This window comes from Mycobacterium sp. NPDC050853 (genome assembly GCF_040653875.1).
Taxonomy (GTDB): domain Bacteria; phylum Actinomycetota; class Actinomycetes; order Mycobacteriales; family Mycobacteriaceae; genus Mycobacterium.
The window spans coordinates 215377-230318 of sequence record NZ_JBFAGW010000005.1; the positions used below are offsets into that span (position 1 = coordinate 215377).

Sequence of the window (14942 nt, forward strand, 5' to 3'; positions counted from 1 at the left end):
TTGCAGATAGTTAGATTAGCCTAACGTAACCCGCCATTGGGTATGTGGCCCGCGTCCGGGGCGTGGTGATTGACGGCATCGATGGGGCGTCACCCGCTGCTGCCGACAGACATTAAGGTAAGGCTAGGCATAGTTCCTAGATTGAGGTGGTTCATTTCATGCGCGCGGAGTCGTTCGGATTCCAGGCTTTCGTCCTGAGTGGTGGTGCTCGGTGAGTGGAGATCAGTTGTCCGCACTGGACCGCCGGCGGGAGCTGCTGCGCAAACGGCTTGCCGAAAGCGGCGTCGAGGCACAGGCCGCCACCGATGCGGCCCCGCGAGTCCAAGCGGGCGATCGACGCGAACTCGGACCAGGTCAGCGGCGTATGTGGTTTCTGCAGACCAAGGATGAGGCAGATACCACGCTGAACGTCGGTGTCGCGCATCGGATGCGAGGTTCTCTCGACGAGATTCGGCTGCGGGATGCCTTCGCGGCGATTATCCGGCGGCACGATATCCTGCGCACCACCTATGGTGTCGACGCCGCCGGAGAGCCATATCAGGTCTTCGCCGAGGATGTCGAACTTCCTTGGACCACTATAGATTTAGGGAATCTTGAGGAGGGTGCGCGCGAGCGTGAGATCCAAGCTCTGGCAGGCCGTGAGCTCGGCCGTCCGTTCGACCTGACTGTCGACCTGCCGCTACGGGTCACGTTGCTCCGTATGGGTGAGCAGGACTTCGTTCTGCTGTTGGTGGTGCATCACATCAGCTTCGATGACAACTCTTGGGAGGTGTTCTTCGCCGAGCTGAGCGAGTATTACAACGCCCGCCCGATTGAGGGTGACGCCCCTCAGTTCATGGTCGTGGGGGCGGCCGCCGCTCGGTCATCGGACGTCGGCATCGACTACTGGCGTCAATCCCTGACGCCGCTTCCGGAGCACCTGGACCTCCCAGGCTCGTCGTCGTCAAACCTGACCTCGCGAACTGCGCGGCGACGAGCGATTCCGCTGTCCGCCGAGACTGCGACGCGGATGGAGGAGTTTGCCCGAGCGCACTCGGCGACGCCGTTCATGGTGCTGCTGGCGGCCTTCGGAACGCTTGTTCATCGATACACAGCGGCAACCGATTTCCTGATCGCTATCCCAGTAGTGGAGCGCAAGGCCAACGCGGAAAAGGCAATTGGCTATTTCGGTAACACGGTGCTGGTGCGAGCTGGGGTGGATCCGAGGGCGGGTTTTGCCGCATACGTGGCCGCTGTGCGCGAGGCGTGCCTGGGAGCCTTTGGGCACCAGGACATCGGAATCGACGAGGTGGTGCGCGAGGTCAATCCGAGCCGCGGCGCCGGCCGCGATGGACTGGATGAGCTGGTGCGACTCGGCTTCAGTATGCGCAAGGACCCCAACGGATATCGACTGGCGGGCGTGGATACCACCCGACTCGACCTCGATGCGGGTGCCGCGCAAGTGCCACTGGCTCTGGCGATTGCGACGGACTCGACTGGCACTGTGGTTGAGATCGAATACCAGACCGATGCGTTACCACAGTGGCTGGCAGATCAGCTCCTCGCACACTATGGGCGGCTGCTTGAGGATGGCCTGACTCGCCCGGAGGAACCACTCTCACTGTTGGACCCCTTTGGTGCCGAGGAGCGTTCGGCCGTGCTGGCACAGTCGCACGGAGTGCTGTCCGATGTTCCGCGCGCGACGCTCGTAGATGTTCTTCAGGTGGCCGCTCGGGAGAGACCGGATGCATTGGCGGTGGTATCCGATGAGGTGGAACTCACGTACGACGCGCTGCACCGTCGCGCGAACCGTTGTGCACGGTGGCTCATCGCGCAAGGGGTTGGCACCGAGGATGTGATCGCCCTCGAGATGTCGACATCGGTCGAGTTCATCGTTGCGATGTTCGCGGTCCTGAAATCGGGTGCTGCCTACATGCCCATTGACCCTGCGCTTCCCGAGGAGCGCATCGAGTATCTGACCACCGATGCGAGGCCCCGGATGGTGTTGGGCGCCCGGGAGTTCCAGGCAGCCGAGGAGAAGGCCGCCGACCTTCCCGATTCCGCGGTTGTTGACACCGATCGGTTGCGCCCGCTGCTACCCGAGAACGTGGCGTACGTGATTTACACCTCGGGGTCCACTGGACGACCCAAGGGCGTTGCCGTTGCGCATGCGGCGATCGCCGAGCACGTGGTGTCCTTCACGGCTGACTGGAGCATGACCGCTGAGGATCGGATGCTGCAGTCGACCTCGGTGAGCTTTGATGCCTCGCTGGCCGACATTCTGTGCCCTTTGTCCTTGGGGGCGCAGGTCGTTGTTCCGAAGCCAAATCCGTTCTCCGATATCGGCTATGTGATCGATCTGGTTCGGCGTCGGGGCGTGACGGTGCTGCACATGGTGCCATCCCTGCTCAATTCGGTGATGTTGATGCCCGAGGCCCGTGAGCTGCGCGGGCTGCGGCACATCCCCGTCGGTGGTGAAGCGCTTCCCGGCGAGGTAGCGGACAAGTTCGCCCTCATGTTCGACGTGGAGCTGAGGAATCACTACGGGCCCACCGAGGCCGTGGTGTGTTCGACGTACATGCCTGTTGAAGGCCCCCAGGGTAATTCGGTCGTGCCGATAGGCCTTCCGAATCGAAACGTCTACGCCTACGTGTTGGACGAGACGCTCGAGCTGGTGCCTGCCGGCGTCGTCGGCGAGTTGTATCTCGGCGGCGCGCAGCTGGCCCGCGGTTATCGCGGCCGGCCCGTGCTCACGGCGGAGAGGTTCGTAGCCGACCCGTTCAGTCCCGGAGGTCGGCTGTACCGCACCGGTGATCTGGTGCGCCGCAATGTCTCCAGCCAACTCGAGTTTGTCGGCCGCGCCGATGAGCAGGTTAAGGTCCGCGGATTCCGCATTGAGCTGGGTGAGGTAGAAGGGGTTATCGGCGCCGATCCGCGAGTCGGTCGCTGTGTGGTCACCGTCGTGGAGGATGCGCAGGTGGGTCCCATGTTGGCCGCCTATGTCGTGCCCGCTGCCGACGGGCCCACCGCAGAGATCGACTTGGACGAATTGCGCGCTCGCGCTCAGGAAATGCTGCCGGCGTACATGGTGCCCAGCGCATTCACGGTCATTCCCGAGATTCCGCTGACCACCAGCGGCAAGCTGGATAAGCGGGCGCTACCCGCCCCAGACGCAATGGCGGAGAGGGTATTTCTAGCCCCGACTACGCCCACCGAACGCCGAATGTGTTCGATCTTCTCCAACTTGTTCGGGCGTGACGCGGTCAGTGTCGATGATTCGTTCTTCGAGCTGGGTGGCCATTCGCTACTGGCCGCGCGCCTCGTCGCACAGATCCGCGCTCAGTTCGGCATCGACCTCACGGTGCGCACGGTTTTCGACAGTCCCACTCCGGCGGGACTCGCCGAGCACCTCGTGACGTACTTCCGCGAGGAGTTCGAGATCGAGCTCGACGAGTTGGACCTCGATGACTCCGACGATATGGAGGTCGCCCCCCAAGACGGTCGTCCGGATCTCGTCGAAACCGTGCGTCCGGAGCGTCTCCCACTGTCCTCGTCCCAGCTGTCTATGTGGTTCGAGTGCCAGATGGAGGGTGTAACCGATATCGGCAACATGTGGCTGGCGTTGCGCTTGGACGGTCCCTTGCAGACACCCGCGTTGATCGCGGCCCTCAACGACCTGGTCGCCCGTCACGAGACGTTGCGCACCAACTTTGCGATTCATGAGGGCGGGCCATACCAGATCGTGCATCCGTCGCGAGAGCTGTCGGTCCCGATCCTCCGGACCGATCCGGAGAACCTCGCGGACACCCTGGCGGAGCTGCGACACCATATTTTCGGGCTGGAGTCGGAGTCGCTGTTCCGTCCCTCCATTGTCGAATTGAGTGCCGAGGAGCACGTGCTGGCCCTGGCCGTGCACCACCTGGTGGTGGACCACGTCTCGTTCACCGTGATCGTCGATGATCTGGTGGCCGCGTACCGCGCCCGCATCGCGGGACAGACACCACAGTGGGATCCGCAACCGGTGCAATACGCGGACTATGTTTTGTGGCAGCGTGCTGCATTCGGCGCCGGTAGCGAGTTCGGGCAGGCGGAGGTCGCGTGCTGGCGTGAGCTGCTGGCCGGCGTGCCGATCGAGATTGCGGTGGCACACGATCGCGCTCGGCCGCAGATCCTCGGAAAGCGCGGTGAGGTAGAGAGATTCACCGTGCCGCCCGAGCGCAGGCAGGCACTGACTCGGATGGCCGAGCAGCATGGTGTCACCGAATTCATGGTCTACCAGGCGGCACTGGCCGCCGTTCTGCATCGCCTCGGCGGCGGCACGGACATCGTGATCGGTAGCCCGGTTGCCGCCCGAGTACACCCGAATGTCGCGAATCTTGTTGGGCTATTTGCCAACATGGTGGCGTTACGGAACGATTTGTCTGAGGATCCGACACTGCGCGAGGTGTTGAAGCGGAGCCGTGATGCCACGCTCAACGCGCATGCACACCAGGAACTGCCGATCGAGAAACTGGTGGAGGCCATCAATCCGCCGCGTTCGCTTTCCTGGAATCCCTTGTTCCAGACCATGGTCAATTTCCGTGGCGCGGATTGGGGCACGGAAGCGCGAGATCTGACCGGGTCCGGCGAGATCTCATTGGTACCGCTGCCCATGGAGGTGGACGTCTCCTATCTGGATCTGAACTTCGCGCTGAACGTCACCCCGTCGGGCGGGCTCGACGTGTCGGTGGTTGCCAACGCCGATCTGTACGACCCCGAGACCACCCGCCTGATCGCACGTGCTCTGGATGCGGCGTTCGATGCGTTCGCGATCGATCAGGACCTACGGGTTTCCGAGATCGCGCTGCTACCGGCGGATGCCATGGAACGGCTGTTGGCTCCGCCGGCCGCCGCGCACGAACGTATCGCGGCGCCAGTGAATGAGGGGTCCGAGGAGACCAAACTCGCGCTCATCGCCATCCTGGAGGAACTGCTGGAGATCAGCGATATCGACCCTGAGGACAACTTCTTTGCTCTTGGCGGCGACAGCGTCATCTCCATCCAATGGTCGACCCGCGCCGCCGAACGAGGGCTGGCGATGACCCCGCAGATGGTGTTCGAATGTGCGACGATCGCCCAGCTGGCGGGCGCCGTCGATTCCGCTGACCAGGTTGCGACAGAAGAGAATTCGGGTATCGAAAGTTCAGCAGAGTCCAGTGCTCCGATGAGTGCTTCGGGTTTGAGTGCCGAGGCGCTCGCTGAGCTCACCGCGTCGTGGCAGGCGCAGCCATGACGGGAACCGAACAGCAGCCCCAGATCGAGGATGTACTGGCGCTGAGTCCCTTGCAGGAGGGCTTCTTTGCGCTGTCCCAGCTCGCCGACGAGAGCGTCGATCTGTACAGCATGCAGTTCGTCGCCGATATCGACGGTGGTCTCGATGTCGATCTGCTACACCGCAGCGCTCAGGCACTCCTGACGCGGCATCCCAATCTGCGTGCCGCCTTCTGGGACCGCGGGCTGCCCAAACCTGTGCAGATCGTGCCTGCTCACGCGGACATTCCGTGGGAGGAACATGAGGCACAGCCAAAGGAATTCGACGATATCGCGCTGAGCGAGCGGCGCCGCCCGTTCGACCTGGGCAAGGGGCCGGCGATCCGTATCGTTTTGCTCAGCGTCCCGGGCGAATCACGGCACCGAATGATCGTCACCACCCACCACATCCTCATGGACGGCTGGGCGATCGCCATCTTCTTCAGTGAGCTCCTCGCGGCCTATCAGGCAGACGGGTCTGTCGACGGCTTGCCGGCGGTGCGGCCCTACCGCGATTACATCGCATGGCTCAACGCGCAGGACACTGCCGCGGCGACCGAGCGATGGACGCGCTACCTGAGCACCGTGTCCGGGCCGCTCATGCTTGCCGACGGTGTCGTCGCCGCGCACGACAGCGTGCCCCAGAAGTCGCAATTCCTTTTGACCCCAGAGGAAACCGTGCGGCTTCGCCAGTGGACGGCCGTGAACGGGCTCACCCTCAACACCGTAACGGCGTTCGCGTGGGCGCTTGTGCTCGGCAGGCTGACCGACCGCACGGATGTGGTGTTCGGCACCATCGTGTCCGGACGGCCCAAGGAACTACCCGATGTGGAACGGATGGTCGGGCTCTTCATCAATTCGGTGCCGATGGTGCATCACATCGACTACTCGACTTCGGTGATCGAGCAGTGCGCACAGTTGCAGCGCGAAGCGGCGGCGATGCGCGATATCGGGTATCTGAGCCTGTCTGCGCTGCAACGGGGCGAGGGCAGCGCCGCGTTGTTCGACACCCTGTTTGTCTTCGAGAACGCCCCGATTGGCGATGCGGCCCAGGCTGTCGAGATGGCCGACGGCGCTCGCTTCCGTCCAGTTGAGATGGAAAGCCTGGCTCACTATCCGTTGACCGTGGTCTCGCACATGCACGGAGACTCGCTGCTGGTGCTCATCGAGGCAATTCCCGAGGCGATACCGCATGTTTCGGGTGCCAGCATCGGCGAACGCGTGATCTCGGTGCTACGTCAGCTGCCGGAGATCGGTGACCGGACACCGGATGCGCTCGACGTGTTGACTGCGCGTGAGTGCGCCGAGATCGTCGTCATGCCCTCGGCGGCCGACCCGTCGGCCGCTTCGGTGTGGGAGCTGTTCGCGGCGCAGGCGGCCGAGAATCCCGATGGTCTTGCGCTCACGGTGCAGTCGACGGAGGCCGACAAGCGTTACACCTACGCGCAGTTGCATGCCGATGCGAGTCGGTTGGCGGCCGAACTGGGCGCCCACGATATCGGCCCAGAAAGTACTGTGGCCCTGGTACTTCCACGCTCCACCGATGCAGTCGTCGCTATTCTTGCGGTCCTGGCCGCGGGTGCCGCGTATGTTCCCGTGGACATCGGACTACCGGCGGCACGCATCGAATCGATTCTGCGTCAGTCTGATCCGAAACTCATCATCACGGTCGGCGAACATCGCGACATCGCCGGCGGGGGATATCCCGTTCTGGCGCTCGATGAGCCGGTGAGTATGGAGCGTATTTCCGGGCGCCCCGCCACGGTTCCTGCCGTCGGCGGACACCGTGAGCAGAGCGCATATCTCATCTTTACTTCCGGCTCGACCGGTGAGCCCAAGGGTGTCATCGGCACGCACGGTGCGCTGATGAGTTACTTTGCCGACCATCGTGATCGGGTGTATCGACCTGCCACTGCGCGGCTCGGGCGCAAGCTTCGGATCGCCCATGCCTGGTCGTTGAGCTTCGACGCCTCATGGCAGCCGATGATCGGTCTGCTGGACGGGCACACCGTACATCTGTTCGACGCCGAGTCCATGCGGGACGCGCACCGACTGGTGCACGGCATGGCCGAGCACGGTATCGACATGATCGACACCACGCCGTCGATGCTGGCTCAGTTGTCCGCCGCGGGGCTGCTCGATCGGGAGCTTCCCGTGTTGGCGCTGGGCGGCGAGGCTATCGAGACAGCGTTGTGGAACCGGCTGCGTTCGTTGAGCGGTACTGCCGTCTACAACTGCTACGGCCCCACCGAGACGACGGTAGAAGCCGTTGTGGCACCGGTGAAGGACTATTCGGAGCCCACCATCGGAACGCCCAATCAGGGGATGGCCGGGTACATCCTGGATTCGCGGCTGCGGCCGGTACCGGACGGTGCCGTGGGTGAGCTCTATCTCGCCGGTGCCCAACTGGCCCGCGGATACGCGGGTAAGCCCGCGGTGACGGCGGGCGCCTTTGTCGCCGATCCGCAGCGGCCGGGTCAGCGCATGTACCGGACGGGCGACTTGGTGCGCCGCCTGCCGCACGGAGGTTTCGCGTATCTGGGCCGGGCCGACTCTCAAGTGAAGATCCGCGGCTACCGGGTCGAGGTCGGCGAAATCGAATCTGCGTTGCGTCTGCAACCGGGCGTACAGACCGCCGCGGTGACCGTGGTGCGCCGCGCGGGCGGCGCGACTCTCGTGGGTTTTGTTGTTTCCCAACAGGAAATGGCCGAATTCAACTCCTCCCGGACCCTGATGAGCCTTGCCGATCGGTTGCCGTCTTACATGATGCCGTCGCGGCTGGTCGTGCTTGAGCGGCTGCCCGTCACGGTGAATGGCAAGCTGGACGGCGATGTGCTGGAGCGGCTCGCGCTGGACGCCCTGTCCGGCGGTGCCGCTGAGGGTGCGGCGGCGCAGCCAGGCAGCACTACCGAATGCGCTCTGTGCGAGTGCTGTGCCGAACTGTTCGACGGAACCGCTCCAGGTATCGACGAAGACTTCTTTTCCCTTGGGGTGGACAGCATTGTCGCGATTTCGCTGGTGAACAAGGCGCGTAAACGCGACCTGATGATTACCCCGCGCATGGTGTTGGCCGCGCCCACCATCCGGCAGCTCGCGGCCCTCATAGACGAGCGAGCCGATCGGGTCAACCGATCCGAAATCGTTGATTCCCTAGCCGGAGAAGCGGACTACGGCGAGGTCCCGCCACTGCCGGTGGTGTCGTGGATGTACGAAAGCGAAACTTACCGTCGGCTCTCGTTGTCGGTGCTTGTCCGGCTGCCCGAGGGTATTGATAGCCCACGGATCGAGCAAATGCTCCAGCTGCTTCTCGATGGATACGCCATGTTGCGGTCGACGCTGGTGGATACCCCCGACGGGCCTCGGGTGGTCACCCGCGAACCTGGGGTAGTGCGCGCCGAAAGTGTGCTCAGCCGAGTGGAACTGCCCGCGAGAGAAGCCACTCACGCCGCGATCACCACTGCGGCACGGGACGCCTTTGACGCCCTGAACCCGTGGTCGGGTGCCATGATGCGGGCAACCTGGCTCGCGGACGCCGAGGCGGGCGACGCCCTGCTGCTGACCGTCCACCACCTGGCGATGGACGTGGTGTCCTGGCACATTGTGCTGGGCTACCTCGCAGATGCGTGGCACACGGTGGAATCCGGCGGAGTGCCCAAGACACCCATGGAGTTCACCTCGTATCGGCAGTGGAGCCAGCTGATGCAGCAGCGCGCCTCGAGCGCGGACGTGTCACGTCAGCGGGACTACTGGCGCGCACAGGTCTCGGGCGCCGATCCAGAGCTGGGGTCGCGGCACGCCGACCCGGTCCGCGACACCTGGGGGACCTTGCAGACCACCGCGATACCGACACCGGTCGATATCACCGCGCGCCTGCTGGCCTCGCTGAACAAGCCCGAAGGTGTCTACGGGTTCCTGCTGGCGGCGCTGGCGGTCACGGTGGCCAGCTGGCGTGCGCAGCGCGGACAGGACCCGGCCGCGGGCACCCTGGTCTCGCTGGAGGGCCATGGCAGGGCCGATGCGGAGCTCGACACCGACACCAGCGGCACCGTCGGCTGGTTCACCACCGTCTATCCGGTGCGCGTGGGCGGCGGTGAGGTGGCCATAGACGTCGATCAGGCGGAGAACGACAGCGCTGCGGCCGGGCGGCTCTTAGGTGCGGTTGCCGCGCATATCAGCGAGATTCCGCATCAGGGACTGGATTACGGTTTGCTTCGCTATGCGGAGCGCAGCGTGGAGCTGGCTTCGGCGCGGGACCCGCAGATCCAGTTCAATTACGTGGGCCGGATGGACATCAGCGGTATCGACGATCGGCCGTGGTCGCTCATCACGGGTTCGCGAAGTCTCGCCGTGCCTCCGGATTCCGAACCGGATCTACCGCTGCGATTCGCCATCAACATCGGTTCGGCGGTGATGACAACCGCCGAGGGACCGCAGTTGGTCACCAACTTGCAGTGGAGCTCAAACCTTTTCACCTCGGCGGATGCCGACCAGCTGGCGCGGCTGTGGCAACGGAGCGTTGCCGCGCTGGCTCGGGCACTCGACGTATAGCGACAGGAAGACAGCACGGATGGAATCAATCAGCAGGGACGAGATCAAGGCGACCGTCGCCGACCTCATTGGGCTCACCCCCCAGGAGATCTCGGACGTGGACGACCTCATCACGCTCGGGCTGGACTCGATCCGCATGATGACGCTGGCCGGTGGATGGCGCAAGCGGGGGAGCCGAATCACCTTCGCGCAGCTTGCGGCCGAGCCGTCGGTCGAGTCCTGGCATGCGCTGTTGGGGGACGGCGCGGAACCGGTCTCGGACGTCCGTGACGATATCGCAGCAGCCGCCGGTACCACGGAAAACACGGCGGAGGATGCGCCCTTCCCGCTGGCCACCATGCAGCACGCCTATTGGATCGGTCGTTCGGAGGATCAGGAGCTCGGTGGCGTCGCCGCGCACCTGTACGTCGAGTTCGACGGTGGAGCAATTGATCCCGAGCGGCTGCGGCTGGCGGTCGACCTGCTCGTGGCGGCACATCCGATGCTGCGCACTAGGTTTCTGCCCGACGGCACCCAGCAGACCTTGTCAGCCCCGGAGCGCGATGTGTTCAGCGTGATGGATCTGCGTGGACGTGCGGACGAGGAGATCGAGGCGGCACTGACCGAGCTCCGTGAGCGCAAGACGCATCAGCGCCTGGCGATCGAGGACGGCCAGGTGCTCGATGTCACCCTGACCCTGCGCGACGAGACGAGTAGCCGGCTGCATCTGGACGTGGACATGCTGGCCGGTGACGCGATGAGCTACCGGGTGCTGGTGTCCGATCTGGCGGCGCTGTACCACGGTGCCGCACAACCGGAGTTGGGATACACCTACCGGCGTTATCGTACCGAGCAGCGCGGTGATGAGTCGGCGCGCGAGCGTGATCGTCAATGGTGGAGCGAGCGGCTGGATGACCTGCCGGGTGCGCCGGAGCTGCCCACCGTGCCGGTGAGTGAACGTACCGAACCGCACCGCACCGTCCGGTACGACTACTGGCTTGAACCGCAGGCCAAGCAGCAGCTGCTGGCTGCCGCACACCAGCGCGGCATCACCCCCGCGATGGCGATGGCCGCGGTCTTCGCCGAGACGATCGGAGGGTGGTCCGCGCAAAGCCGCTTCCTGCTGAATGTCCCGCTATTCCATCGTGAATCGGTGCACCCCGATATCGACCGGGTTATCGGTGATTTCACCTCCTCGATCATGCTGGACGTCGATCTCACCGACCAGATGTCGGTGACCGACCGGGCTCGCGCCTTGCAACGCAGCATGTATGAGAGCGGAGCGCATTCGGCGTACCCGGGGCTCAATGTGCTCCGTGATCTCGGCAGGCACCGTGGTGAGCCGGTGCTGGCGCCGGTTGTGTACACCAGCGCGCTGAATCTGGGGGAGCTGTTCGCCACGTCGGTCATGGACACCTTTGGCGAACCGGTCTGGATCATTTCCCAAGGGCCGCAGGTGCTGCTGGATGCGCAGGTCACTGAGGTACGCGGCGGCCTGCTGCTCAACTGGGATGTGCGTGAATCAGCTTTCCCGGAGGGCATGGTCGACACCATGTTCGCGCGCTACACCGATGCGGTGGCCGCGCTGTGCACCGGAGACGACGGCTGGAATGCCGATGCGGCCGTGCGGCTTCCGGCCTCGCAGGCCGAGATCAGACGAACCGTCAATGCGACCGACGGCCCGGTGAGCGGCCGATGCCTGCATGAAGGCTTCTTCGATTTCGCGAAGACGTACCCCGGCGCATCCGCGGTGGTGTGGGGCTTCGGTGACGAGGACGGGGCATGGACGTATGGCGACCTGGCCGCGCAGGCCTTGGCTGTGGCCGGTGCGCTTCGGGCCCGGGGCGTTCAGCCCGGTGATGCGGTGGCGGTGCAGCTGCCCAAGGGGCGCGATCAGATACTTGCCGTGCTCGGCGTGCTTGCCGCTGGGGCGACGTACATCCCTATCGGATTTGACCAGCCCGCCCGTCGCCGGGCCAGCATCCTCGAAACCGGTGGTGTTGCGGTGGCGATAACCGCCTCGGGCGCTGATATTCCGGTGCCGTCGGTGTCCATCGATACCGCCCGGCACCACAGTGAGCCGTTGGCTGCGCCGGTCATTCCACCGACCGATGCGATCGCGTATGTCATCTTCACGTCTGGCTCGACCGGCACGCCCAAGGGTGTGGACGTGCTGCACCGTGGGGCGATGAACACCATCGATGCCGTCAATGAATGGTTCGATGTCGGGTCGACCGACAGGGTCCTGGCGCTTTCGGCGCTGGAGTTCGACGCATCCGTGTATGACATCTTCGGAATGTTCTCGGTCGGCGGATCGCTGGTGGCGGTCGATGTCGCACAGCGTGCCGAGGCCACCACGTGGGTGGATCTGCTACGGCGCCACAAGGTTTCGATCCTCAACTGTGTGCCGAGCATGCTGGACATGATCCTGGAGATCGGCGGCAACGGCCTGGGCGACTCGCTGCGGGCGGTCACCCTGGGCGGTGACTGGGTGGGCGCTGACCTGGCGACCCGCCTCGCCGCGCAGGTCCCGGGTTGCAGGTTCTCCGGTTTGGGCGGAGCCACCGAGACATCCATTCACAACACCATTTGTGAGGTGGTGGGAGATCCGCCCGCGCACTGGGCGACAGTGCCTTTCGGTGTGCCGCTGCGCAACGTCCGATGCCGGGTGGTGTCACCCGCGGGTCGCGACTGCCCGGACTGGGTGCCCGGTGAGTTCTGGGTGGGCGGCGCCAATGTTGCAGCCGGATACCGCAACGACCCCGAACGCACCGCCGAACGATTCGTCGAGTACGACGGACTGCGCTGGTATCGGACGGGAGACATGGCCAGGTACTGGCCGGACGGAACCATCGAATTCCTGGGCCGCGCGGACCATCAGGTGCAGATCCGCGGTTATCGCGTGGAGCTGGGCGAGGTGGAAAGCGCGCTGCGGATGGTGCCCGGCATACGCCATGCCGTCGCCGGCATCGTCGGCGGTGATGCGCCGATTCTCGTTGCCGCGGTGTCGGGTACCCCGGATCAGTCGGCAGATTATGCCGCGTTGCTCGGCGATGTGGTGCCCGGTTACATGATCCCGGCCCGCGTCGAGGTCCTCGATCAGATGCCGTTGACCCCGAACGGGAAGATCGATCGGGGAGCGGTGACCGCGCTGCTCGAAGAGGTGGCCACCGCCGGCACCGACTCGGCTCCCCGGGATGATCTCGACACAGCCCTCGCCGATCTGATGGCAGGTGTGCTGGGCGTGGAATCCATTGGGGTGTACGACGACTTCTTCGCCCAGGGCGGTGACTCGGTGCTCGCCACGACGGTAATCGCGCGCGTGCGCGACTGGCTGTCAATCGAACACGCACTGGTCGGCGATCTCTTTGCCACCCGTACCGTCGCCGGGCTTGCCGACCGACTCAAGCAGCGCGAGATCGAACTCGGCACGCCGGACCGCCTGGCCGTGGTCGCGGGGCACTACCTGGAGATCGCGGCGATGACCGATGAGGAGATCCTGGCGGGCACCACCTGACCGGTCATGAGGTCACGGGCGTACCAAGCACCATGCTGCCCACGCTGCACTCCTGCAGCTCTGGAACGGCTGCGGCGGCGGTGAATGCCGCTGTATCGCCGAATCCCTGGGCGCATGCGCCCAGACCCATGGCAGTGGCGGCCAGGTAGATGGTCTGCATGAGAACACCGACATGCTTGAGGATGGCCGAGTAGGCGACCTGCTCGTAGGTCCACATCACCCGCCCGGTGCGCGCGGCCATCACCAGCAGCACCTGTGGTTCGGCGCCCCCCTCCAGCGTCGCGGAGGTCGATTTCAGCAGCTGCTTCACCGCGGTGGAATCGGCGTCGGCCACCGGCCGTAGAACATGCTCAAAGGAGTCGTAGTGGTACATGCCCGGTGCGAGTCCGGCGACGTTGCGCACCACCGGATACAGCTCCAGCTCGTACACGCTGCCACCCGAGGGATACGGACGGGACAGGAGTTCTTCGCCTTCGCTTTCCGAGCGGGCGCCACGGGTACGGGCCGTGCGGTATAGGAGCTCGGAAAGCTGTCCGATGGTGATGGGGTTCGCGTCATCGAAGGCGCGCACCGAGATCCGGTCCTCGATCACCGTGGTGAGTGTCGGATCCCCGGCGCGTAGGGCCGCCAGGTCTGGGGCGGGTAGCGCGACCGGGCTTCCCGGATAGTCGGGTTTGCGTGCGGCCGGCTGCGGGAACTTGCCCTTCGCCCATTTCGTGGGACCGAAGTGGTCCCAGGTGATGGTGCGTTCCCCCAGGGTGCTGCGTCGGTGGAACCACAGGTCCGATGCGTTCCAGCTGACGGAGGTGAACTGGTGGTTTTCCTCAGCGCTGTGGGAGACGACGAATCCGCCCCAGCGCAGATCGGCCTGGAACCGCGCGATGAGATCCTCGCTCAGGTCGGCGATAGCGTGTCCGGGGCCGTCGAGCAGGGGGAGCAGGCGCAGATCCTGGATGCGGATATCGCACCAGCTCAGCGGATTTTCCAGCACGTATCCGCGTGAATCGCGATGCAGTACTGAGAATTTCGACAGATGGACGCCCGACGGTGCGGCATCTTTGGGTTGGGGGCCGGGGACGCCGAAGCACTCGACGGCATAGAGGTCGTGTCTGTCGTCTCGGACCGCCAGCGACAGCCATCCACCTTCGAGTAGCCGCGTGACGAGTGCCTCGATGGCGTCGCTATCGGCATCGGTTATCAGTTCCGCTAGCGTCGCGGGGCCGCTGTTGAGAGTTTTCAGCACGCGCCGCTGCTGTTGCGAGAGCCCGGTGAGTTTCTCGTTGCGCGGTGGGTTCAGAAGTATCGCGCCCGCGGCTGTGACGAGGCACGTTGCGCCGTCACGTAGGGCGAACCGGGTCCCGGCAGGATAGGTGAGAGCGGACAACGGAGGCCTTCCGGACGGTATGCCGACGCCGAATGCGTATGCGTTTTCACCGACGATCATAAGGAACCCCGGTAAGGTACCCCTAACTTGGGTCCTATTTGCTGGACGGGTGGATTGCTGCCAGCCGTTTGGATGCATGAGCTACCTGCTCTGCGGATTCTGTGCGACCTGACGGATGAGCATGCGCGGCCACCCGGCCGATGGTGCTGGATGAGGCCGAAAGTGCCCAGTACGCTGAGCATCCAG

General features: G+C 64.6%; 4 protein-coding genes. 3 read left to right on the forward strand and 1 reads right to left on the reverse strand.

The genetic code is table 11. The features are described from left to right. The first annotated feature begins 211 nt into the window (after positions 1-211). The 3 genes from AB0H22_RS18035 to AB0H22_RS18045 are packed head-to-tail and all read left to right on the forward strand — an operon-like array spanning position 212 to position 13312. The gene (locus AB0H22_RS18035; RefSeq protein ID WP_358147795.1) at positions 212-5251 is read left to right on the forward strand and encodes an amino acid adenylation domain-containing protein; all 5040 of its coding nucleotides are present in this window, start codon (positions 212-214) and stop codon (positions 5249-5251) included. Beyond that, positions 5248-9816: an amino acid adenylation domain-containing protein gene (locus AB0H22_RS18040; protein ID WP_358147797.1), complete on the forward strand. Its 4569-nt coding sequence runs from the start codon at positions 5248-5250 to the stop codon at positions 9814-9816. The genes AB0H22_RS18035 and AB0H22_RS18040 overlap by 4 nt, the downstream gene beginning before the upstream one ends. A 19-nt stretch (positions 9817-9835) precedes the next feature. Next, on the forward strand, positions 9836-13312 hold the full coding sequence (locus AB0H22_RS18045; protein WP_358147799.1) for an amino acid adenylation domain-containing protein: 3477 nt from the start codon (positions 9836-9838) through the stop codon (positions 13310-13312). 4 nt (positions 13313-13316) lie between these two features. On the opposite strand, the gene AB0H22_RS18050 is transcribed toward AB0H22_RS18045, so the two are convergent. Then, the gene (locus AB0H22_RS18050; protein WP_358147801.1) at positions 13317-14756 is read right to left on the reverse strand and encodes a SagB family peptide dehydrogenase; all 1440 of its coding nucleotides are present in this window, start codon (positions 14754-14756) and stop codon (positions 13317-13319) included. Positions 14757-14942 lie beyond the last annotated feature (186 nt).

Excerpts from the sequence above, each read along its gene's own strand:
- AB0H22_RS18040 (WP_358147797.1), top strand. The coding sequence starts at position 5,248 with ATGACGGGAACCGAACAGCAGCCCCAGATCGAGGATGTACTGGCGCTG.
- AB0H22_RS18050 (WP_358147801.1), bottom strand. The coding sequence starts at position 14,756 with ATGATCGTCGGTGAAAACGCATACGCATTCGGCGTCGGCATACCGTCC.
- AB0H22_RS18045 (WP_358147799.1), top strand. The coding sequence starts at position 9,836 with ATGGAATCAATCAGCAGGGACGAGATCAAGGCGACCGTCGCCGACCTC.